Origin of the sequence: Sphingomonas sp. J344, from assembly GCF_024700005.1 — a bacterium.
Lineage (GTDB): Bacteria > Pseudomonadota > Alphaproteobacteria > Sphingomonadales > Sphingomonadaceae > Sphingomonas.
This window is the reverse complement of sequence record NZ_JAJONB010000001.1, coordinates 2,090,594-2,112,952: the sequence shown is the minus strand read 5'-3', so window position 1 is coordinate 2,112,952 and position 22,359 is coordinate 2,090,594. Positions and strand designations below refer to the sequence as shown.

Sequence of the window (22,359 nt, the reverse complement as noted above, 5' to 3'; positions counted from 1 at the left end):
TTTAACCCTCCCCCAACTTTCCATTCCCAGCACGGTTGAACCGGAGCGTTGTATCTATCAGCACGTTCCAGTCCAGCATCTCCGCCGCAGTGCGCCGCGCGCCTTCGCTCATCTCCGCCAGGCGAGCCCGATCATCGATCAGGTCGCGTAGCCACTGCTCGATCTGCTGCGACGTGGTTTCCGGATCGAGGATGACGACATTGCCGTGTCGGTTTAGATAGCGTGCGTCTTGGTGTCCGCGAATCTGCTCGGATCGGTCGACGAGCAGCAGCGGCAAGCCCATCCCGATCGCCTGCTGCCACAGCACGGACTGGCCGCCGGGGAATACCCCGACATCGCTCGCGTCCATATGTTCATACATCCCCTTCTTGTCCTGCCAGCCGACGAAGTGGACATTGGGCATACCCAGCGCCCGATCCTTGAGCATCTCGGCATATTCGACATGCTGGGGCGGGGGGCTCCCGCGATGATGACGTGAAGGTCGTCGCGGCAGATTCGGCGCACCGCGTCGATCAGATGCTCAGTCCGGCGGTTGCGGCTCAGCTTGCCGCCAGTGAACACGGTGAATGCATCCGCCGGGATCCCCAGCCGCTTGCGCACTGCGGCCCCGCCGCCTGCCTCGGTGATCGCGACGCCATATTCGAGATCGGTGCCGAGCGGCAAAAGCTCCATCTCGTGCATCGGCACGCGATAGACCTGCTCCAGGAACTCGAAACCTGCCGGCACGATCGGAAATATCTTCTGAAGATAGGGCCGCGCGCGATCGAGATACCATTTGCGGATCACGCCGTGCAGAATCTTGAGCGAGACCCAGTTCTTGCCGCTGTTGCTGTAGTCGGCGTGGTAATCCATGATCATCCTCGTCTGCGGGTTCGCCTTCACATAGGCGATGCACTCCGGCAGGTTCGGCATGATGTCGTGGACGAAAATCAGGTCGGGCTTTGCCTCCTCCAGGATCGTTCGGATCGATACATAGGGCCGCACGCGGTTCAGCAGGTTAAACCTAAAGGGCAGCTTGATGATCCGTGCGCCCTCATGCTGGTATTCCCGATGCTCGCCGCCCTTCGGTGCGCGGTCCTCGTAATAGTCGAAGACCGATTCGAACAGAGAAGCAATCACGGTCACGTCGTGCCCATGGCGGCGGTAATATTTGACCAGTAAATTTTCTTGGAACTCGAGCTCTTCGTTGAAGAACTCGCAGAGCATCACGATTTTCATCTGCATTCTACCGCCTTTGAAGTGCCAGATGCTGGCCCAGAAAAAGAAGGATGGTCAGCAATCCGCCACCAAAGGACACCATAGACGTTGAGAAATGAACGTTCGTGAGCGAAACGGCCAGCGGGACAGTAAGCAAGAGCACTAGCTTATAATCCCAACCAATCGAGAACTGGTCAAAAAAACGCAGCCATATCGCGATAACGAACGCAATCACAAAGACGCCGAACGGCCCGGCGGCCGCGAGCCCTTCACCGGAAAAGGCATTGGCATTCATATTCACGTAGGCGAACGTTCCAGCGTAGTGACGCCCAACAATTTCGCCCAGCCTGGGCCAATCCGGATCGCCAACATACGCAGAGGGGGTGGGAACCACCATACCCAAGCCTGTGATGTTGGACCACCACGTATATCCGAACGTCCCGAAGAAGTCGCTGTATTGCGCTATGGTCAATCCCGGGATTGCGAGGCCACGCATAACTAGCTGAGATCCTATAACGGATCCTAGCCCCGTCCCCTGAAAGATAACGGCCAAAGATACAAGCAATGTCAATCCAATTAGTATCAAGGCAGATGAGTTAAGGCGACCGCGCATCGTGGAAAATAAAAAATAGAAAGCCACAATAATAAACGGAGTGGCCAACGCAAATTTTTGCGCATCAACTAGATAAGCAATGACAGCTCCCGCGGAGCCAAGAAAGCATAAAAACACATTTCTACGAACAATGCCAATTGATAGCAATGCTGGAGAAATCATTGCTGAGTAATACGTCTGTATATAACCGACAAAACTGATTGTTCCACGCTGAATTGAGAAGCGTTGATCATAAATCTCATCTAGCGACGCAAAACGCATAATGCTGCCATAGGCGATGAAGAGGGTTACTGTTGCTATTATCCAAATTGCAACGAGTAGCATTGGAATCCAATCTGGTATTTGAACAGAAACGGTTCCAGTTTGCTTGCGCCCGAAGACGTCAGCCGAAATGGAAAGCGCCGAAATTGCGATCCCGATACATAGCAAAGTAACCCCATAGCGTTGGAGTGATTCGGACCCGAGCATCATGATAATTGCGACTGCGGGCAAATAAATTACGGAGTACATGAAAAATAGGATGAGGGACGATGGCCTCACGAACCGCAGGGCGATTGTAAACGATGGCAACAGTGCGAGGAATAGTGTCGCGGTCCCAGTGGTCAATGTGGGCGCGGCGTAGGTGAACCCAAGGTAGGCCCACGTGTCGCTCAGATACTCCCGGTGCGCCATATGGAGGCTGAATACGAACGCGCAAACCGCCACTACCAGTGCCAGCCGAGTCTGCAGCAAATTAAGAAGGTCGAAATGATCCGCTCGGCCTGTCAGGGTCGCAAACCGGTGGCGAGAGCTGTATATGTTCATAGATTAGGGCCCATTGAAATTAGCGGCCATACAGCGCGGCACCACGACCGCGACGCATTTAGCAAACAAGGGTGTCGGCGCAACCCGGCCACCTTTAGTCGGACGAGACGCGGTTCTGCATCAAGCCGTCGCCTTGAGGAGAGAAGGGTCGCATCCGCATCGAGGTCGTTATGACATTGCCCCGCGGGGGTCTAGGGTCTGTCACTTGGCTCACTCCGGTGTCGATGATAACCGACGCCTTCCGCGTGTCCGCTCTGCCAACCTCTACCCGGTTATTGATCCCTCCCGTCAGTTGCCCTTCCAGATCATGGGCCGTCACGTCCGCGAACGCTATGACGTTGTCGTGCGGCGCACCTTCGAGACCATAATAGGACAGGCCGAATGACTTGTCGTCTATGAGCCACGCCGCGTGGCCGTCGACCACCTGCCCAACGTCAACGCGATTGGCCTGTGAGCGGCCGAAAATCCAAACGCTACCACCCAGGCCGCGATCAGGACGTCCGCACCCAGAGATGCGGTTCAAACGCACGTTTGATTCCATCGCGCCAAAAGCGATGAAACCGCCATGACTACCTCCGGACAGGCTTCCCTGCCCTTCGACTGTGAAGCCGCGCGCTAGCGTGGCTGCGAGGCAGTGAAAACTGACAACGTCGCCACGCCCGCCGCCCCCGGCAATTTCGAAACGCCCTGAGAGTCCACCGCCGACGCTGCCAACGCGAAACGGCGCCCCGGCAAAGGAACGCGGCAGCGGCTTATTGAGATGCACCTCACGTGCAGTTACGCGCTCAACCGTGAAAATCGCCGAGCGAAGTGCGGAGATGGACACGCCGGCTCGGTGCGCTTTAGCCGAACTTCCAAGCGCGCCGCGCCCGTAAACTTCATCGGCCGTAAAAATGCCGCCGGACACGGTCCCATAGACGATCTCGTCCTCGATCAGAAGATGGATGGCGCCGCCCTCGATGCTTGCCGCAGTGTTTCCAACGATCGGAAATCTGCCCATAGCGGCGTCAATGGTCGTGCCCAGAGCGAGGAGAATCCCCGGATATGCCTCGATTCCGAACACCGCGACTCGCGCTCCCGGTTCGAAATACACCAGAATCGCCCGGATAATTTAGGCGAAGCGCCCGTTCCCCCGGTTACCGTCACAAGAGCCCGGGCCGACGAACGTTTCAACCATACCGTAGGCGACGGCATTGTCGCTCGCGATTCGGGTCGGCGGTCTAGAGGTCGCAATGCGCGTTCCTTCCATTTCCCATCGTAGTCCGCCGGGCATTACCAGATTACCCGCACCTAGATCGCGAACAAAGGTAACGAGGCCAGTGCGGAGCGTGATCGGCCGCCGAGGCAAGCGGAAAAAAATCCTCCTCGAGCGCGATCGTGCCTCGCAGCATTGAGCAATCAAGGATCGAGCCATCGGGGCAGTCGGAAATCGCAGTGCCGAGACGGGATGCGATCCGGGGAACTTTGAACCCATCGGCAATCCGGCCGCGCTCAGCGGGAGTGAGCCATTCCAACAGCGAGCGCCGTTCTCGCGCCCGGGCGCAGATCGCACCGCATGCCCCAACGCTCACCGCGGCCGCTCCGCTGGCAGCACTTAGCAAGAACCCGCGCCTTCTCATCGACCCGTCCTATCCTGCGGCGAATATCGCTTCAGTGAGCGCGGACGCCAACACAGCCGACACAATTCCAACCGCCGTCCATGCCGCCAGCAGCGGCACCGCGCCGCTAAACTGGCCGATCAGCGACCGCAACTGGATATCCCCGCTATGCACGACGGCACTGAGGTAGACGAGATAGAAGAGCGCGCTCGAGACCGCGAACGCTTCGGACATGTAGACCGGGGCGGTCGCGCCCACCAGCGCAACGGTGCCGACGCGCAGGGTTAACCCGAACACCTGCAGGCCGAGCGCCATCCGCTGATGGCCCGTCACCTGCATCACATAGCCGACCGGCGTGGTCAGCAGCTGCAATGCGAACCAGGGGGCCATCCACGCGATCAGCACACCCGCGCGCTCCCATTCCCAGCCGAACACAAAGCCAAAGGCAAAGGGCGCGACGAAGCCCAGCGCGATCAGCGGCCCGACACCGGTCTTTGCCAGCGCGACGAGGATGTTCTGGAGCAGCGGCGCGAGGGTCCCGTCGCGATGCCGGGTCGGCGCCTCCGAGAGGAACACCTGCCCGAGGGCGTTGCCGAGCAGGGACATCGGCGCTTGGATCACGAACAGCGCGAGCATCAGCTGCCCTGCCTCGCCATGGCCCGCCATCGCCGCGACGAGGATCACCGGCAACTGGACGGCGACCGCCACGACCACTCCGTCCAGCGCGGAGTAGCGCGGATAGTTGACGTTGGCCCCGAACGCGGCGCGAAGCCGCGCGCGCGAGACATGGCGCCACAGCGCCCGGTCGTGCCGCAGGAAGCGCGCGCCGAGCAGCAGCGCACCCGCGCCGCTGTTCAGCACCGTTCCCACGACCAGCCCGATCGGCCCGGTGCCTGCAGCTCCGAGACTGATCTGTGCAGCGACGCTTGCCCCCGACTGGCTGATCCGGCTGCGTGCGATCGGTCCGAAAGCGCGGCGCCGTACGAACCAGAACTGCAACAGGCTGTAGAAGCCGGCCACCATGACGGTTGGAGGCAGGATCCACGCATAGGCCGCGAAGGCGCGCGATCCGAGTGTTTCCCACGCGCGGTCGGGCACCGCTAGCATCGCCAGCGCGAGGAGCGCGGACAGCAGGACGGCGCTGATTCCGCCGAGCGCCAGCAAATTGACCGCTTCGTCGTCCCGCTCGGCGATCGACAGCGCCAGGTCGAAGCGGAGGCAGATCGAGATGTAGAGGATCGCCAGCATGCTGGCGAACACCGCCAGAATTCCCATGTCCTCGGGCGTGTAGAGACGGGTCAACACTGGCATCGCCGCAGCCGTGACCAGGTTGGCGATCACCGTACCGCCGACCAGCACCCCAGTCGCACGCACGAAGCCGTTCTGAAGGGTCTGCGCGACGCGCCGTCTTGCCCGGTCGATCACGGTGTGGTGCTCACGCACGGCACGGCCTTCCCGCAGGCCGTCAGCCCGCGAAGAATGCCCGGACCGATGCGATGACGCGCTCGACCTCGGCCTCCTCCAGATGCTCGCCCATCGGCAGGCTGAGCAACGTGGGCGCGATCGCGCTCGCGCGCACCGGCGCGTCAGCCGAACGCAGATAAGCATAGGCCTCCAGATCGTTGAGCGCGATCGGATAGTGGATGCCGCTTTCGATCCCCTCCGTCTTGAGGTGCGCGGCAAGCGCGTCGCGGCGATCGGTCCGAACGACGAACAGGTGGTAGGCGTGGCGAACGTTCGCGGACACGGTCGGAAGGGTAAGGCCCTCGATCCCCGCCAAGCCAGCGTGATAGGCGGCGGCGACCGCGTTGCGGCGATCCACCCACCCGTCGAGGTGTGGCAACTTCGCGCGCAGAATCGCCGCCTGCATACCGTCAAGGCGGCTGTTTCGGCCCTCGAACTTGTGGTCGTATTTGTCGATACGGCCATGATTGGCGATCATCCGACACTTCATCGCCAGATCGGCGTCGCTGGTCACGATCGCCCCGCCATCGCCATAGGCCCCGAGGTTCTTGCCAGGATAGAAGCTGAACGTGCCGACGTCGCCGATCGCACCGACGCGACGGCCGCGATGCTCGGCGCCATGAGCCTGCGCCGAATCCTCGATGATCTTGAGGCCGTGCGCGTCGGCGAGCGAGTTGATCCCGTCCATGTCGCAAGGCTGCCCATAGAGATGGACGCACATGATCGCCTTGGTCTTCGGCGTGATCCGCTTCGCTGCGTCGGCCACATCGATCAGCATCGTTTCCGGATCGGGCTCGCAGAACACGACGCGGTGGCCGGACCGGGTGACCGCCTCCGAGCTGGCGATAAAACTGTTAGCGGGAACCAGAATTTCGGACCCGGGCGGCAGGTCCAATGCCTCAAGGGCAATCTCGATCGCGTCGGTGCCGTTCCCCACCGCGATGCAGTGCGCGGCTTGCTGGAACTCCGCAAACGAATCCTCGAAGGGCTTCAGGTCGGGTCCGCCGATGAAGCTGGTGCGTTCGATCGTCCGTGCGATCGCGGCGTCGATGTCCCCCTTGATCGATTCATATTGAGCCGTGAGATCGAGAAACTTAACCATGTGTCTTCCTATCAATTCCGTCGGCGCAGATCAGCGCACAAACCGTTCCTTATACGCCTCGAACGCACTTCGAAGCGTGGATTGCTTCTCGGCGGGCATGCGCATGCGTGCCGGCCGCACCAAGTTTTCGTCGATGACGGGTCGCTCGGGCGCTGCCATGAGATGATCGAAGGCGAGCATCATCAGGATTTCGCTCTCGTAATGGCGACGCGCGAAGGACTCGAGATCGTCGTCCTTGAACAATGGGGTCGGCGCGACGGCGATCAGATCGCCGGCATCCGCCTGTTCGTCGATCAGGTGCAGCGTGTTTCCGATCGGCATCTGATCGAAGATCGCCCATTTAAACAGAATCGAGCCCGCGCACCAGCGGGATAATGCCCGGATGGCAGTTCAGCACCCGGCCACGGGTCGCGCGGACGAACGCTTCAGGCAGAATTCCCGCGCCAGCGATGAGGAACAGGTCGGCCCCGTCTGCAGGAATATCCTGCGCCCCACTCACCGCGACGAACTCCGCCCCAAGATACTCCGCCATCGCGGGGGTGGCGGAGCCGCCCAGCATGTCCGGCCGATGCGCGAACAGAATCTCACGCGACGGCCGGCTGACGAAGGGCAGTGCGTAAAAGACAAGGTTCCGATAGCCCGCCTGGTCCAGGCCGATCGCGAGTTGCTCGGTCTTCAGGTGACGCGCATCATAGGTGATGATGGCGATGCGCCGGTCGGCGCGATTGCGGTCCTGCACCCTCTGTCTCCGCCTGCTTGCTTCAGACGCGGCCCAGCCGGGCCATCTTCGGCTTGAAGCGCAGGTTCACCTCACGGCCGGTCTCGATGGATTCATAGATCGCCGAGATCAGCTCGAGGCTGCGGCGGCCCTTCATCCCGTCGACCAGTTGCGGCCCACCATTCTCGATCACATCGACGACATGCTCGTAATAAGCTTGGTGCCCGAAGCCATAGACGCTCGGCGGGTTGACCGAGTAATTCTGCACGACCTGCTCGTCGCCCGGCTGAGTCTCGACGAACGACCAGGTCTCCAGCTTGTTGACGGCGAAACCGCCGATCACCACCGATCCGCCCTCGCCTAGGATCGACAATGATCCCTCGAGGTCCTTGGGGCGGGTGCCGCCGGTCGCCTCGATGACGCCGAGCGCGCCGCTTGCAAAGGTGAGGATCACCGCCGCGGTATCCTCGGCCTCCATCTCGACCAGGCGCGTAGCACTCATCGCGGACACCTTGACGACATCGCCCATCATCCATTCGAGCAGATCGACATGGTGGCTAGCCTGGTTGGTCAAGATGCCGCCATCCAGCGCCCAGGTGCCGCGCCATGAATCCTGGTCGTAATAGGATTGCGGACGGCACCAACGAACGCGGACCGTGCCCATCACCAGCTTACCGAAACGGCCCGCCTCAAGCGCTTCGCGCAGCTTCACCACGGGCACGTTGAAACGGTTCTGCTTGACCACGAACAGCTTCACGCCGGCCTTGTCGCACGCCTCGATCATCGCGTCGGCATCGGACAGAGTGAGCGCCATAGGCTTTTCGACGACGATGTGCGCGCCATAGGGCGCCAGCTCGATCACGTGGCGCGCATGGTTGCCGCTTTCGGTCAGCACAACGACGACATCCGGCCGGACCGTCTTCATCATCTCGTGCATGTCGGTGAACGCGGGAATGTCGAATTGTGCGCCGATCTTCTCAGCCTTCGCCGCAACCAAATCGCAGACGCCGGCGAGCTCGGCGCCCTTGATAACCTTTTCGCCGAGCAACTCGCTATGGCGCTTAGCGATCCGGCCGCACCCGACCAGGCAGAACTTGAGCATTTTCCCCCCACTACACTTCCCCACGGACACGCGGGTCTCTCACCCGCAAGTCGCTGTAGCTAAACATTCGCTTGACCAGCGTCAGACCTTCGAATCCGATCGCCGACCGTAGCCATAGCCATAGTCGTAGCCATAGCCATAGTCGGCGCGCTTCGCTTCGAACTTGGTCAGTAGTGCGCCCAGCACATGAGCGCGCGCGTCAGACAGGCGGGCAATCGCGATGTCAGCTGCGCCGGTCCGCGTCGCGTGCGACTGGACGACGAACACCGTGCCTTCGACGCGGCTGGCAATCAGCGGCGCGTCGGCCAGACCCATCACCGGCGGCGCGTCAATGATAACGTGATCGTAGCGCGCGGCTAGCTCGTCGATGAGGCGCCCGAGCCTGGGCCCGGTCAACAGTTCGGCGGCGTTCGGCGGCTGCGGGCCGGTCGATAGGAAATCGACGCCGTCGAAGTTGCGCTGGATAAGATCCTCGTCCAGCCCGGTCCCCGCGAGATAGTTGCTGAGCCCGCGGCGGTTCTCGGTCCCGAAGATGTGGTGAAGCGACGGGGAGCGCATATCCCCGTCGATCAGCAGGACGCGTTTGCTCGTGCGCCCAAGCGACCGCGCCAGCGCGTAGCTGCTGGTGGTCTTGCCTTCCGCAGGCCGCGTGCTAGTGATCATCAACGAGCGCGGGACGCCGTGATCGGTGGTGAAGGCCAGGCTGGTCTGCATCGACAGATAGGCCTCGACCAGCGACGACTTGGGATCACTCAACTCCCCGCGAGGATCGTCGGTATCGACCTTCGGGATCGTGCCAAGCAGCGGCACGCGGAGCAGGCGCTCCACATCCGTGGGCGAGGAGATCACATCCTCGATCTGGTCTAGGGCGAACGCGGCCGCGACGCCAACCATGCCGCCCAGGATGAGCGCAAGCAGCAGGTTGCGAATCAGATTCGGGCTCGACGGCCGCTCGGGGATCAGCGCCGGATCGACGACTGAAATATTGTTGACGCCGACACCGCCAGCGACGCCGATCTCCTTGTAGCGTTGGAGCAGCCCGTCGTAGAGCTGGCGGTTGGTGTCCACCTCGCGCTGGTAGATATTGTATTGGATCGTCCGGCTGCGCAGGTCGAGCATCTCGCTGCGCAGCACCGACACACGCGATGCCAGATCGGCTTCGCGAGCACGCGCCGCCTTGTATACATCCTGCAGCGTCGTGCGAACGCGCTGCTCCTCGCGCGCAATCGCGGCGTCGAGCTGGCTGACCTGTGCGGTCAGAGCCTGCACCTGCGGATAGTCGGAGGTGAACTGCGAAAGCAGCTTGGCGCGCTCGGCGGCCGCCTCGGCCCGCTTCTGGCGCATGCCGGTGATCCCTTGGTTCTGCAACGCCTCCGCAGTTGCATCGGCGGAATTGCGCAGACGCGCTTCGGCAGCGACGCGCGCCCCAGTCGCCTCGTTCAGCTCCTGGTTGAGCGCCGCGAGAGTCTCGGCGACGAGCGGACGTTCCGTGACCGCGCCCTGCGGCCCGTTCATCGAGCTTGTCGACGTGGGCAGATTCACGATGTTCTGCGCGGACGCATAGCGCACCAGTTCGCGCTCAGACTGCTCGAGCCGCTCACGCAGCTGTCCGAGCCGCTGCTCGAGGAAGTTGCGTGCGTAGGAGGTCGCCTCGAACCGCCGCGCCAGCGTCGTCTCGACGAACTGGCGTGTCCAGGCGTTGGCGATCTTGGCTGAGAAGATAGCGCTGGGAGTCGTCACGTCGATACGGACGAGGCGCGAAGCGCGCTCCGGCGCGACATTCACGATACCGAGCAATAACTCGCCTGCGGTACGGACCCGCTCCGCGCGCGCCGGCGCCGACCGCGCGCCGACGCCACCGGCACGGATCTTGTCCGCCGTCTCTAGCGCGCCGAACATCTCGAAAAATGCTGGATCGTCCTGAAGCCGCAGGCTAAGCACCACGCGCTGCGCGAGCGACTCGGACTTTAGGAGACCATATTGGGTCTGATAGAATTCTGCGTCGGCCGCCTGCGACTTGGGCTCTACACCCTCGACATTGACGATCTGGAAGCTGTCGCGCTGAATCTCGACCGTCGCCGATGCGGTATATTTGGGAGTGGTCAATAGGGTGGTGACGAGGCCTGCGATGAGGCTCGCCGCTATCGCGCCGATTATCACCCAGCGCCAGCGCTTCAGGATCCGCAGATAGGTGACGAGAGAGGGCAGGCGCGAGGGAGGCCCCCGGTCCGCCACTGGTGCCGTGTCCGAAATCAGGTGCCCACCCCCATTCGGAAGGTGACGGCTCAGCACGGCATCATTCATCGAAACATCCAGATCAAGACGGCGCAGATCAGCGCAGGAGATATACGAGTGGGGTCAGCAACACGCTAGCGCCCTGCACGATCACGGGCAGAAGGCGCCTGCTCGCCGACTCGCCCACGACGATAACATCGTTGGGATAGACTTCGGGATCCTGATAGGCGCCGATCCGAATCGCGCGGAGATCGTAAAGCGCGGCCATGCGCTGCTGCCCCACGGTGCGGAAGATTACGACTCGCTTTGCGTCGGCGAACTCGTTCGTCCCCTCGGCGCGCGCGACCGCACGCAGTAGCGTCGCGCGACCGACCAGCGGGTAGTTACCGGGCCGGCGCACTTCCCCATCAACGGTGACCACCTGGCTCAACATCTCCTTGATGTTGACGGTTACTTTCGGATCGCGGACCCCCCCTTGCGCAGCTGCTCGGTAATGACCGCCGTCAGCTCGATCGGGGACTTTCCCGCTGCTTCGACCACGCCAGCGAGCGGGATCGAGACATAGCCGCCGCTATCGACGCGCACCTCGTCTCGGCTCAAGTCGGGAAGTCCAAATACCTCGATGGAAAGCTGATCGGACGGGCCGATGATATAGTCGCGCCGACCGGCCGCCTGATCGTCGCGTCGCGGCGCGGGAAGATCGCTCGCGCCGACGACCCGAACCACCCCGGTATCAACTAGCCCCGGGCCGGTCGAGCAGGCACCGAGTAGAAGCAGAGCGCTCACAGCCAAACGCATCAAAACTGGCCCCAATTCACAAAGTTAAGAATACAACCGTCTCGCATCGAGGCCAGCTCGTCACGAGCGCTCTAGTTCAATTACCGGCGGCGGTAAAGTGCGCCCCGCCACCCTTGCGGCGCGTTTCGGCACGCTCGGAATTCCCCAGGGAACCGCCAACGCAACAGCCAAGGCGGCCAGAGCCGCCAGGGCAGGCGTGCGTAACGGATAATCGACCAGGCTGGCAGCAAACAGGATGGCGACAATCGAAAGTCCAGCCAGCGCGGCGGCGCGCCTGCGGCTTCCGGCTGCGCCCCGTACGCTGTACATCACGCGAATCGCGAGCCAGGACAGAAACCCGGCCAGAATCGCGATTGCGGGCAGCCCGCCGGTGATCACGAGCTCGATCAGGTCATTATGCGCGTTGTTGAGATAGGTGGGGCGGAGCATGACCAGCGGCTCGTGCACGCGGAACACCAGGTCGAATGTTCCGAACCCGGTTCCGAGCGGATAGACCTGCTTGAGCAGCTCGACCAGATGCGGATAGGCCATCGCGCGCACATTCGCCGCGTCGCCGCCGAACAGCCTGCGGACCGCCGCCGTGTCCGAAATCAGATAGGCCGCGAGCGCAAGCGCAAGAATTGCAACCGATGCGATCGCGAGATGTCGGCCGCTCCATACCCGCTTTTTCCCGGCATCGGGACGGCCACAGGCAAAGACAAGCAGTGCGCCCGCCAGGCCCAGCGGCGCGAGCAACAGCGCGGCACGCGAACCGATGACCCCGATATTGGCGATCAGCAGCAGCATCCCTGCCGCCGCGACCGTATAAAGAGCGCGACGGCTGGGAGCGCGCTCCCAAGTCGCGGCGAGTAGCGCCACGACCGGCATCAAAGAGACCATGAACGCACCCTGATGGTTGCGGTTGGCGAAGAACCCCGACGCCGAAGTCTCGCTGACCACGCGATAGAGATAAAAGGCGCTCTTGTCCCCGCCGAGCAGCTGCGCCAGCCCGACCAAGACCGAAAGCAACGCGATCCCCAGAAGGTAGGGGAGCGTCGCGATCACTCGTTCGCCGGGCAACGAAGCCGACAGCACCAGAACCGAAGCGGGCACCGCAAGCCATGCAAGCGAAGAAAGGGTTAGATCGGGCGCGACGCTGATCGGGCGAGCACCCAATGGCAGCCCCGCAGCCTCGATGATCCGCACGAACGGCTCGCGACCCGGGACGGCGGTCCAGATCCCGGCGGGAAACGGAATTACCTGGGTAATCATCAGCATGGCCAGCGCCAGCAGCAACAGCATCGGCGCGCGGAACTCGCGCCAGCGCACCGGGCCGGGCACGAGCAGGCCGATCGTCGCGAACAGTATCGCAAGGGGTTGAACGACCGGTGCGCCGAACGCATCTCCGCGCGACGATCCGCCCATAACGGCTGCCAGCCCAATCAGCGCGATCAACAGGGAGAAGCGCAAGTGCTGGGGCCAGCTGCGCAGCATCGTCACCGGCTCCATGCGCGCCGCTCCTGTCCATCGGCGCTCGGCGCGACCGCCCCCCTCATTTCACGCGCTCCACGTTGATCGAGTCGATCCACGGCATCGATTCCTGCGATGGTGCACGCGAGGAAGCATTGACGATCAGCCACGCCCAGTCGCAACCGGCGGGTACGGCGAAGGCCGCCGGCGCCGAGCGCACGGTGGCTTCCCCGCGCGGCACGCGAACGACCACCCGATCGCGGCCCGGCTCGACCTTGTTGCATACGATCCGCACCTCGACATCGGGCGCGGTCGCGCCGAACCCTCCCGATTCGAGCGACAGCCGATACCGGCCGCCGCCCATCTTCAGGATCTGGCGAGCCACCTCGCCCGACCGGCCGCCATAGGCGGTGAGCGCGAGCGCGCGTCCGCCCTTGTCGTCCGGGCGGGCGACGACCGCGCTGCCGAGATCGATGTCGCCGACCAGCGCCCATTCGAAGACCGGCAAACGGCTTTCGCGCTCGAACCCGCCGTCCCGCAGGATCGAAGGCTTCAAGCCGGCCTGGTGATATGCCGAACTATAGACCCGCCAACCAAGGTCGATCGGCGCTTCCGACTTTGTCCGGAACGCCTCGCCATTCAGTCGGTTGAGGAACAGCTCGACCATCGGCCGATCCTCCTGCTTGCGCACGTCGAGCAGGCCATCGGCGATTTCGACTGCGGCCATTGGATCGCCGTCCGAAATGAGTTCAATCAGATAGTCGCGCCACCAATATTCGGGCTTCGTCACCATCAACTCGCGAATCGCCACGCGCACTTCCGGATCGGCTGCGGCCGAGACCAGAATCGGGAAAAGCAGGGTGCGCGTCGTCCTGCTAGACCGCATGGCGAGGTTGTAGTGATGGAGCGTGCCGCGCAGATTGCCGGTGCGGCTGTTATATTCGAGCAGCCACAACTGGGTCAGGATGTCGCGGCGCGATATCCGTTCGGCCTGCCGCATGATCCGAAGCGCCCCCGCGGGATCGCCGGCAAGCTCGCGCTCGAACCCAAGCACGCGCAGGGCGGCGACATTGACGGGGCTGCGTAAGAAGGCTTCGCGCGCATCGTCGCGCGCCTTCATCCGCTGCTTCGCGTCCAGTCGAGTCGTCATCGCCATGGCCGCGACCGTCGCGCGCGACTGCGCGTCATAAGGAGAGACCTTTAGAGCGGCTTCTGGCGAGCGCTCGCGCAGGAAGTCGGTCACCGTTACCCGCGCCACGAATACCGTGAGCAACAGGCCGACGATCGCGACGATCAAACGGGTACGAAATTGCATCGCGGCGTCAGCGGCTCGGACGTCGGACGCAATCGGTATCGACAGCCATGCCACACGCCCCTTCACGTCGGTTCAAATCACTGACCGCACACCGAAACCGGCTGCCGTTCGCTGTGACCCTCTATGCCACGAAGCGATCTGGTTGCAAGGTGCCGGGTGACGTAAGGCCGTGGCTGCGAGCGGGGCGATCGCGGCATCGCGATTCGGGCGCGGGTTGAAATCCGACATTGCGGGGGGACGGGTTGAGCTTCGGGTCACAGGAGGAAGGACTTGCCTATCGGCCCGAGATCGACGGGCTGCGCGCGCTCGCCGTCCTGGGCGTGATGCTGTTCCACGGCAAGCTCGCCGGCGCGGAGGGCGGGTTCACCGGGGTCGATGTCTTTCTCGTCATCTCCGGTTATCTCATCACGGGCATCATCCTTCGAGATATGATGTCAGGCCGGTTTCGGTTTCGGGACTTCCTTCTGCGCCGCGCCCGCCGCATCTTTCCGGCACTCTTCACTGTGATTTTGGCAACCGCTCTGGCCGGCCTGCTGCTACCCACCGCAGAGCAGCTCGAGTCGCTCGGCCGGAGCGGGGTTGCCGCGCTCCTATTCCTCGCCAATGTCCATTTCTGGCGGGAGGGTCAGGGCTATTTCGACGATGCGGCGGAACTCAACCCGCTAATGCACCTGTGGAGCCTGTCTCTGGAGGAGCAGTTCTACCTGGTCCTGCCCCCCGCGCTGCTGCTCCTGCTCCTCCCGCGTTTTCGGCGCTATGCTACCCCGCTTTTGCTCGCCGCCGCGCTCGTCTCTTTCGCGCTCGCCGAACTTCTGTCCACCCGCATGCCCGCAGCAGCCTATTATCTGCTCCCGACCCGGGCGTCGGAGTTCCTCGCCGGATCGCTGCTCGCGATGGCGCCATCGGCAAAGGGCGCGGTCGAGACTCGACTTCATAAACTGCCCTTGGCCAGCATTGGAGTGGCGATGCTGCTGGCCCCCTATTTCCTGCTCGATGCGGACACGCCGTTCCCCGGGGTGGCCACGCTGCCCACCGTGATCGGGACGCTACTCGTACTGCGCTATGCGAACCCCGTCAGCGGAGTCGGGAGGCTGCTGGCTTCCCCACCCCTGGTCGCGCTCGGGCTTGTGTCCTACAGCACCTTCCTCTGGCACCAGCCGGTTCTTGCATTCGGTCGCGTGCTTCCCATGAATGCGCTAGGACCATTGGCGACATGCGCGCTGCTTCTGCTCGCAATCGCCCTCGGTGCGCTGACGTGGCGAATCGTCGAACAGCCGCTGCGTCGACCGGGGCGCGTGGGAACCAGGAGCTTCGTGATTGGATGCGGCCTGTTCTGGGCCGCCTGCGTCGCGCTGAGCGGATGGTTCGTCCTCGCAAATGGCGTTCCCGCGCGTCTCGGCGCGACGGCGCTGCGGCTCGGCGCCACGGCGCAGCAGGCCCGTGTCGCACAGAGTGCCTGCTACGTCGGCTTGCCTCCGGCGCGGAGTGTGGAACAGGCTTGCCGGACCGAACCCGCGGCCGCAGACGGCCCAAATGTAGCGATCATCGGCGACTCCCACGCCGCCGCGATCGCCCCGGCGATCGTCGATGCGGCGCGGCGCAACGGTGCAGGCACGCTCCTTCTCGCCAACTCCAGTTGCCCGCCGATCCGGGCATTTCGGCCGTTCCAGCCCGATCAGACACCCTGCCCCACGATGCTTCGATCTGCGTTCGCGCGAATCGCGGACGAAGCGTCGATCCGCACGGTCGTCCTAGCCGCGCGCTGGACGCTCTATTTCGAGCGCAGTTATCCCGACAACGGTGAGGGTGGGATGGAGACGGGCACACCGCTCCCTCCCGCTTCCGACGCCGATCTGGAGGCACTGGCCGCGTCGATCCGCGATACAGTGCGCTGGCTGATCAAACGGGGAAAGCGGGTGGTGATCGTCTATCCCGTTCCAGAGGCGGGATGGGATGTGCCACGATGGATGGCCAAGGCCCATCGGTATGGCGTCGGCGATCCCCAGCGGCTGTCGGTCTCGACCGCTTGGGTCGAGAACCGTTCGAGAGCGGCTCGACGGGCGCTCGATTCGCTGCCTGATCACCCGCGGCTGTTCAGGGTCGATCCCGCCAAGGGTCTGTGCGATCCCCAATCGGGTCGCTGCGCTCTCGTCCTCGATGGCGTCCCGCTTTATTTCGACGATGACCACCTGAGCGCGACGGGCGCGCGGGCAGCACTGTCGGCGGCTGCACCGGCGCTGGACTCCGCCATCGGGGATTCGGTTGCCAAGTGCGCGGACAGACAGCAAGAGCGCGGTGTGCGCAGCGCGGGGCGCGATCAAGTATGTCGGAACTGATCCAAGGCCGACACGGGGGAACAATGCAGCCTGACTATGATTTGGTCGTTGCCGGTGGCGGCATCAACGGCGTTGCGATCGCGCGCGATGCGGCCGGGCGCGGGGCGCGGGTGCTGCTGGTCGAACAGGACGACCTTGCGGCGCACACCTCGTCGGCCAGCACTAAGCTGATTCATGGCGGGCTTCGCTATCTCGAACATTATCAGTTCAGGCTGGTGGCGGAGGCACTGGCGGAGCGCGAGCGGCTGATGGGCGCGGCGCCCCACCTGATCCGCCCGCTGCGCTTTGCGCTGCCGCACGACCGCGCGATGCGGCCGGGCTGGATGATGCGGATCGGCCTCTTCCTCTACGACAGGCTCGGTGGACGCTCGAGCCTTCCCCGCTCGCGGGCGATCCCGTTTCGCGACACCCCCTATGGCACGCCGCTGAAGGCGGACGCCGCGCGTGGCTATCTCTATTCCGATTGCTGGGGAGACGATAGCCGCCTCACCCTCAGCTGCGCGCTCGATGCAGCGGCGCACGGCGCCCGAATCCGGGCGCGCACCCGACTGCGACAGGCACGCCGCATCGACGGTTACTGGCAGGTCGCGCTGGAGCGCAAGGACGGCGACACGGAGACGGTCACCGCGCGCTCACTCGTCAACGCGACGGGCGCCTGGGCCCAGCGTTTCCTGACCGAGCAGGCGGGCCTCGCTCCATCCGGCCGACTCCGGCTGGTCAAGGGAAGTCATATCGTGACGCCGCGCCTGTTCGACGGCGATCATGCTTATATGCTGCAGAACACCGATCGGCGGATCGTCTTCGTTATTCCATACGAGAGCCGCTTCACCTTGGTCGGCACGACGGACATCCCAGTGGACGGACCGATCGGCAAGGTCGCGATCGACGCCGGCGAGATCGACTATCTGTGCAGCTCGGTGAACCGCTGGTTCAACGCTCAAATCGGGCCGACGGACGTGGTCTCTGCTTATTCGGGGGTGCGCCCGCTCTATGACAACAATGCCGCCAGCCCGTCCGAGGTGAGCCGCGACTATGTCCTCGCGCTCGATACCGAGGCGGGCGCGCCGATCCTCTCCGTGTTCGGTGGCAAGATCACGACCCATCGCGCGCTGGCGGAGCATGCCATGGACAAGCTGTCGACGGCACTGCCGGACCTCGGCCCGGCCTGGACCGGCACCGCCATCCTTCCCGGCGGCGACCTCGGCTCCGAAGGGCTGGACGGACTGATGCGCGCGCTAGGCGAGACAGCGCCATTTCTCGACCCCTTCACCGTTCGACGCCTTGCCGAAAGCTATGGCACCATTGCGTTCGACATCGTCGGTAACGCACGAACGCTCACCGACCTTGGTGCCGCATTCGGCGCGGGCCTGACCGAGGCCGAGCTGAACCACCTGGTTGCCAACGAATGGGCATTGACTGCGGAGGACATCCTGTGGCGCCGATCCAAGCTCGGCCTGCATCTGACCGGCTCGGAGGTCGAAGCAGTCAGCGAATGGGTCGCGGCCCGGGTAAGGCCGCACGACGTCGCGCCTGCGCAGCCCAGCCTCTCGGCCCCCTAGAAAAGCCTTCGATCAGCGGCCCCTGGACTCGCCGTCCGGAGCGGGCGGAGCGCCGCCAGTTGCACCGCCCATCTGCTGCTGCATCATCTGCTGATAGACGCTCATCGGCAGGAATTCGAGCAGCTCGACCTCGAAGATCAGCAGTGAATCGGCCGGGATGATCTCACGCCCGGTGCGCGGATCGGCCTTGGTTTCGCTGCCATAGCCCAGCTCCGGTTTGATCCAGATGCGGTACTTTCCGCCCTTTTTCATCAGCTTGAGCGCTTCGGTGAAGCCCGGGATCATGCCAGCGACGGGGAGCGGGGTCGGCTGCTGGCTGGCGTCGAATTCCTCGCCGTTGCGCAGGCTGCCCTTGTAGTTGACCAGCGCGACGTCGCTGTCGGTCGGGCTGGCGCCGGTGCCCTCGGTGATCGTCTGGATCTGCAGGCCCGACGCGGTCTGCGTCACCCCCGCCTGCGATGCATTGCGGGCAAGGAAGGTCGCATTGTCGGCGCGCTCGGCGACGACCTTGTCCGTTCCGACCCAGGCAAGCGCCACCGCGCCCGCAATCGCCACGACGATCCCCAGCCAGAGCCAGACGAGATAGCTGCGCCTGGTCGGCGGAATCGGCACGGCGGTGACGGACGACATGAGTCAGCTATCCTGAAGCGGCCGGCGCGCGCGGCGAAAGGTCACAAAGTCGCACTGTCGGCACGCATCGCGCGCCGACAGCGATCGGGCCTTAACGGGCGCCGTCGCGCTCCATGCGCTTGCGCTCCAGCTTGCGCGCACGGCGCACAGCTGCGGCACGCTCACGCGCGCGCTTTTCGCTGGGCTTCTCGTAATGACGGCGCAGCTTCATCTCGCGATAGACGCCCTCACGCTGCAGCTTCTTCTTGAGCGCCCGCAGCGCCTGGTCGACATTATTGTCGCGAACGATGATTTGCATAAGTCCGTCTCAACTCCAGAATCTTATTCAATAGAACAGGGGTCGCCGAAGCTCCTGCCCCGGGCGTTGGGACGCGCCCCTAGCAAAGGGCTAATGAAAAGACAAGGCAAAGCGTCGCATTCGACGCCTTTTAGCGACACCGATGGATTCTCGGCAGTCGCCTGACCGGGGCAGCCTTCCTATAGCGCATTTATCGCATGACGCAGCTAGGCGCTTACGATAATCTGGAGCCGTCATGCGCCTGTTTCACTTTCGTTCGCAACGCCTTACGGCGACCGCCGCAACCCTGGCCCTGTTGTCCGCATGCGGCGGCGGCAGTGGGTCGATCAGCACGGGCGGAGGCGGAACGGGTTCCGCGCCCACCCCGACGCCGTCCGGTACATGCTCGCTGAGTTCACGCCAGTCCTGGGCGGCGCAGCAGCTCAACGAATGGTACCTCTTCCCCGAGACATTGCCCGCGAGTCTCAGCGCGACGCCCTATACCACGGTGCAGGGCTATATCGACGCGCTGACGGCCACCGCGCGATCCCAGAACAAGGACCGGTATTTCACCTACATAACGTCGATCGCCGAGGAGAATGCCTATTACAATTCCGGCTCCAACGCCGGTTTCGGCTTTCGCCTGATCCTCGATTCGACGGCACGGCGGCTGTTCATCGCCGAAGCGTTCGAGGGCGCGCCAGCGTTTGCGGGCGGCATCGACCGGGGGACTGAAATCACCGCAATCGGTGCGGATACGGGGTCTTTACGCAATGTCAGCGACATCCTCGCGAGCGAGGGCACAGCCGGACTCAACGCGGCGCTCGATCCGATGACGCGAACGTTCCGATTCTTCACACGTGGTTCCGCGACGCCGCAGACGGTTACGATCACCAAGGCAGACTATACGCTGACCCCGGTTTCGGCGCGCTATGGTGCCAAGGTCATCGACGATGGCGGCAAGAAGGTCGGGTACATCAACCTGCGTACCTTCATCAACACCGCCGAATCGCCCCTGCGCGCCGCCTTTGCCAATTTCAGGTCGCAGGGGATCACCGAAGTAATCATCGACCTGCGCTACAATGGCGGCGGCCTCGTCTCGATCGCCACGCTGATCAATAATCTGCTGGCGCGCGACAAGACGACCACCCAGGTCGCGAACTACACGACATTTCGCGCGTCGAAGGCTTCGAACAATGAAACCGCCTTCTTCAGCCCGCAGCCCGAATCGATCGCACCCACACGGATCGCCTTTATCGGCACGAGTGGTAGCGCGTCGGCGAGCGAGCTGGTGATGAACACCTTCATCCCCTATCTGGGCAACCGCGCAGCGCTGGTCGGAACCAACACATATGGCAAGCCTGTCGGCCAGATCGCAATCGACCGCAGCGCGTGCGACGACCGGCTGCGCGTGGTCGCCTTCGCCACCGAAAACAGCGCGCGCCAGGGTGCATATTATACCGGCCTCGCCGGGTTCATGGGCGCGACCTGCCAGGCGGGCGACGACATCACCCGACCGCTGGGCGATCCCCAGGAAGCTTCGGTAAAGGCTGCACTCGACTTCCTCGGCGGACGGGCATGTACCCCGATCGGAGCGGTCGCGACGATGTCGATTGACCGTACGCCGGTTCAGTCGATCCGCTTCGACCTGCTCAGCCCGGAGCGCCCGAACACGGCCCAGCGCGAGTTGCCCGGATCCTTCTGACCCTCGCGCGGGGGCGTTTCCGTCGCCCGCGAACCGATCCGCTCTTGTCTGCTACGCGCAAATTGGGTTCACCATTGTGAGCCTGGGGAGGAACTGCGCATGAAGCCGAACAATGCGATCGACACGCGCCAGCGGTTCAAGTCGATCTTTGGCGGGTCGGCGGGCAATCTGGTCGAATGGTATGACTGGTACGCCTATGCCGCGTTCAGCAGCTTCCTCGCCCCGCATTTCTTTCCCAAGGGCGATCCACTGGCACAGGCGCTCAACGTCTGGGCGATCTTTGCGGTCGGCTTTTTCATGCGGCCGATCGGCGCGTGGCTGATGGGCATTTACGGCGACCGGCGCGGGCGCAAGGCGGGGCTGACGCTGTCGGTGACGCTGATGTGCGGCGGATCGATGCTGATCGCGGTGACCCCCGGCTATGACAGTATCGGCGCGTGGGCAACCGTATCGCTGGTCGTCGCGCGGCTGATGCAGGGACTGTCGGTCGGCGGCGAATATGGCGCGAGCGCGACCTATCTGTCGGAAATGGCGGGGCGCGAGCGGCGCGGTTTCTATTCCAGCTTTCAATATGTGACCTTGATCTCTGGCCACCTGGTCGCGCTCGCGGTGCTGTTGCTGCTGCAATGGTCGATGGCGGAGAGCGCGCTGGCCGAATGGGGCTGGCGCATCCCATTCTTCATCGGCGGGGTGCTCGCGGTCGGCGTGTTCTGGCTCCGCCGCAATCTCCCCGAGACCGAAAGCTTCGCCAATCGCAGCACGGCGGCGGAGGACAGGTCCAGCTTCGGCGGCCTGTTCCTGCGCCACCCGCGCGAGGCGGCGCTGGTGATGCTGCTGACCGCCGGCGGTACGCTCGCCTTCTATGCCTATTCGGTCTACCTGCTCACCTTCCTCAGCGGCACCGGCGCCTTTACCAAGCAGGTCTCGACCCAGATCAGCGCCGCCGCTTTGTTCGTGTTCATGTGTATCCAGCCGCTGGCGGGCGCCCTTTCCGACCGGATCGGGCGCAAGCCGCTGATGGTCGGCTTCGGCGTGCTCGGCGTCCTCTTCACTTGGCCGATCTTCACCACGATCGAAACCGTCCAGACTCCGCTCACCGCCTTCCTGATCATGTCGGGCGCGCTGGTGATCGTCACCGGCTACACGTCGATCAACGCGGTGGTAAAGGCGGAGCTGTTCCCCGCGCATATCCGCACGCTCGGGGTGGCCCTGCCCTATGCGCTCGCCAATGCGATCTTCGGCGGCACCGCGCCCTATGTCGCCCTGTGGTTCAAGGATCAGGGGATGGAGCGCGGCTTCTACTGGTATGTCACCGCGATGATCGGCGTATCGCTGGTCACCTATCTGATGATGCGCGACACGCGGGTGCATTCGAAGATATTGGAGGACTGACCCCGCCCCTCTTCCGTCATGCTGAACTTGTTTCAGCATCCACCATTCCCCACGCGACTGAGCCG

20 protein-coding genes are annotated in these 22,359 nt (G+C 63.5%); 4 read left to right on the top strand and 16 right to left on the bottom strand.

The features are described 5' to 3' along the window. Position 1: 1 nt before the first annotated feature. The 14 genes from LRS12_RS10680 to LRS12_RS10615 form a co-directional block, all read right to left on the bottom strand. A complete protein-coding gene (locus LRS12_RS10680; protein WP_257844561.1) occupies positions 2-277 on the bottom strand; it encodes a hypothetical protein in 276 nt (91 codons plus the stop codon). Beyond that, positions 214-1,224: a glycosyltransferase gene (locus tag LRS12_RS10675; RefSeq protein WP_257844560.1), complete on the bottom strand. Its 1,011-nt coding sequence runs from the start codon at positions 1,222-1,224 to the stop codon at positions 214-216. Before LRS12_RS10675 ends, LRS12_RS10680 begins: the two co-directional genes overlap by 64 nt. 1 nt (position 1,225) lies before the next feature. Next, the gene (locus tag LRS12_RS10670; protein ID WP_257844559.1) at positions 1,226-2,281 is read right to left on the bottom strand and encodes a hypothetical protein; all 1,056 of its coding nucleotides are present in this window, start codon (positions 2,279-2,281) and stop codon (positions 1,226-1,228) included. Positions 2,282-2,708: 427 nt separating this feature from the next. Next, positions 2,709-3,707, bottom strand: coding sequence for a hypothetical protein (locus tag LRS12_RS10665; RefSeq protein ID WP_257844558.1), 999 nt, complete (start codon positions 3,705-3,707; stop codon positions 2,709-2,711). A gap of 535 nt (positions 3,708-4,242) precedes the next feature. Next, positions 4,243-5,655 (bottom strand): lipopolysaccharide biosynthesis protein, encoded by a 1,413-nt coding sequence (locus tag LRS12_RS10660; protein WP_257844557.1) that lies wholly within the window; start codon positions 5,653-5,655, stop codon positions 4,243-4,245. A gap of 22 nt (positions 5,656-5,677) precedes the next feature. After that, entirely contained in the window at positions 5,678-6,778 is a 1,101-nt protein-coding gene (locus LRS12_RS10655; protein WP_257844556.1) for a DegT/DnrJ/EryC1/StrS aminotransferase family protein, read from the bottom strand. Positions 6,779-6,808: 30 nt separating this feature from the next. Further along, the gene (locus tag LRS12_RS10650; protein WP_257844555.1) at positions 6,809-7,099 is read right to left on the bottom strand and encodes a hypothetical protein; all 291 of its coding nucleotides are present in this window, start codon (positions 7,097-7,099) and stop codon (positions 6,809-6,811) included. Positions 7,100-7,118: 19 nt separating this feature from the next. Then, positions 7,119-7,517, bottom strand: coding sequence for a hypothetical protein (locus LRS12_RS10645; RefSeq protein ID WP_257844554.1), 399 nt, complete (start codon positions 7,515-7,517; stop codon positions 7,119-7,121). Between the two features lie 22 nt (positions 7,518-7,539). Then, positions 7,540-8,598, bottom strand: a complete 1,059-nt coding sequence (locus LRS12_RS10640) for a Gfo/Idh/MocA family protein (RefSeq protein ID WP_257844553.1) — start codon at positions 8,596-8,598, stop codon at positions 7,540-7,542. A gap of 81 nt (positions 8,599-8,679) precedes the next feature. Beyond that, entirely contained in the window at positions 8,680-10,902 is a 2,223-nt protein-coding gene (locus tag LRS12_RS10635) for a polysaccharide biosynthesis tyrosine autokinase (RefSeq protein ID WP_257844552.1), read from the bottom strand. Between the two features lie 28 nt (positions 10,903-10,930). After that, positions 10,931-11,254 (bottom strand): polysaccharide biosynthesis/export family protein, encoded by a 324-nt coding sequence (locus LRS12_RS10630; protein WP_257845487.1) that lies wholly within the window; start codon positions 11,252-11,254, stop codon positions 10,931-10,933. A gap of 29 nt (positions 11,255-11,283) precedes the next feature. Next, positions 11,284-11,619: a polysaccharide biosynthesis/export family protein gene (locus tag LRS12_RS10625; RefSeq protein ID WP_257844551.1), complete on the bottom strand. Its 336-nt coding sequence runs from the start codon at positions 11,617-11,619 to the stop codon at positions 11,284-11,286. Positions 11,620-11,691: 72 nt separating this feature from the next. After that, complete coding sequence (locus LRS12_RS10620) at positions 11,692-13,119, bottom strand: O-antigen ligase (RefSeq protein WP_257844550.1); 1,428 nt, start codon at positions 13,117-13,119, stop codon at positions 11,692-11,694. A gap of 43 nt (positions 13,120-13,162) precedes the next feature. Continuing rightward, the gene (locus tag LRS12_RS10615) at positions 13,163-14,395 is read right to left on the bottom strand and encodes a M48 family metallopeptidase (protein WP_257844549.1); all 1,233 of its coding nucleotides are present in this window, start codon (positions 14,393-14,395) and stop codon (positions 13,163-13,165) included. A gap of 242 nt (positions 14,396-14,637) precedes the next feature. On the opposite strand from LRS12_RS10615, the gene LRS12_RS10610 reads away from it, so the two are divergent. Next, complete coding sequence (locus LRS12_RS10610; RefSeq protein ID WP_257844548.1) at positions 14,638-16,731, top strand: acyltransferase family protein; 2,094 nt, start codon at positions 14,638-14,640, stop codon at positions 16,729-16,731. Positions 16,732-16,754: 23 nt separating this feature from the next. After that, entirely contained in the window at positions 16,755-18,290 is a 1,536-nt protein-coding gene (gene glpD, locus LRS12_RS10605) for a glycerol-3-phosphate dehydrogenase (protein ID WP_257844547.1), read from the top strand. A gap of 12 nt (positions 18,291-18,302) precedes the next feature. Here the strand turns inward: glpD and LRS12_RS10600 are convergent, their stop codons facing one another. Together LRS12_RS10600 and rpsU are read right to left on the bottom strand one after the other, a co-directional pair. Beyond that, entirely contained in the window at positions 18,303-18,920 is a 618-nt protein-coding gene (locus tag LRS12_RS10600) for an FKBP-type peptidyl-prolyl cis-trans isomerase (RefSeq protein ID WP_257844546.1), read from the bottom strand. Positions 18,921-19,011: 91 nt separating this feature from the next. Next, positions 19,012-19,218 carry a 30S ribosomal protein S21 gene (gene rpsU, locus LRS12_RS10595; protein WP_010162663.1) on the bottom strand — a complete coding sequence of 69 codons (207 nt, stop codon included), beginning with the start codon at positions 19,216-19,218 and terminating at the stop codon, positions 19,012-19,014. Between the two features lie 235 nt (positions 19,219-19,453). On the opposite strand from rpsU, the gene LRS12_RS10590 reads away from it, so the two are divergent. Then, complete coding sequence (locus LRS12_RS10590; protein WP_257844545.1) at positions 19,454-20,902, top strand: S41 family peptidase; 1,449 nt, start codon at positions 19,454-19,456, stop codon at positions 20,900-20,902. Positions 20,903-21,001: 99 nt separating this feature from the next. Next, positions 21,002-22,294 carry an MFS transporter gene (locus LRS12_RS10585; RefSeq protein ID WP_257844544.1) on the top strand — a complete coding sequence of 431 codons (1,293 nt, stop codon included), beginning with the start codon at positions 21,002-21,004 and terminating at the stop codon, positions 22,292-22,294. Positions 22,295-22,359 lie beyond the last annotated feature (65 nt).

Excerpts from the sequence above, each read along its gene's own strand:
- rpsU (WP_010162663.1), bottom strand. The coding sequence starts at position 19,218 with ATGCAAATCATCGTTCGCGACAATAATGTCGACCAGGCGCTGCGGGCG.
- LRS12_RS10590 (WP_257844545.1), top strand. The coding sequence starts at position 19,454 with ATGCGCCTGTTTCACTTTCGTTCGCAACGCCTTACGGCGACCGCCGCA.
- LRS12_RS10655 (WP_257844556.1), bottom strand. The coding sequence starts at position 6,778 with ATGGTTAAGTTTCTCGATCTCACGGCTCAATATGAATCGATCAAGGGG.
- LRS12_RS10670 (WP_257844559.1), bottom strand. The coding sequence starts at position 2,281 with ATGATGCTCGGGTCCGAATCACTCCAACGCTATGGGGTTACTTTGCTA.
- LRS12_RS10615 (WP_257844549.1), bottom strand. The coding sequence starts at position 14,395 with ATGCAATTTCGTACCCGTTTGATCGTCGCGATCGTCGGCCTGTTGCTC.
- LRS12_RS10650 (WP_257844555.1), bottom strand. The coding sequence starts at position 7,099 with ATGCCGATCGGAAACACGCTGCACCTGATCGACGAACAGGCGGATGCC.
- LRS12_RS10640 (WP_257844553.1), bottom strand. The coding sequence starts at position 8,598 with ATGCTCAAGTTCTGCCTGGTCGGGTGCGGCCGGATCGCTAAGCGCCAT.
- LRS12_RS10635 (WP_257844552.1), bottom strand. The coding sequence starts at position 10,902 with ATGAATGATGCCGTGCTGAGCCGTCACCTTCCGAATGGGGGTGGGCAC.
- LRS12_RS10675 (WP_257844560.1), bottom strand. The coding sequence starts at position 1,224 with ATGCAGATGAAAATCGTGATGCTCTGCGAGTTCTTCAACGAAGAGCTC.
- LRS12_RS10585 (WP_257844544.1), top strand. The coding sequence starts at position 21,002 with ATGAAGCCGAACAATGCGATCGACACGCGCCAGCGGTTCAAGTCGATC.
- LRS12_RS10620 (WP_257844550.1), bottom strand. The coding sequence starts at position 13,119 with ATGGAGCCGGTGACGATGCTGCGCAGCTGGCCCCAGCACTTGCGCTTC.
- glpD (WP_257844547.1), top strand. The coding sequence starts at position 16,755 with ATGCAGCCTGACTATGATTTGGTCGTTGCCGGTGGCGGCATCAACGGC.
- LRS12_RS10600 (WP_257844546.1), bottom strand. The coding sequence starts at position 18,920 with ATGTCGTCCGTCACCGCCGTGCCGATTCCGCCGACCAGGCGCAGCTAT.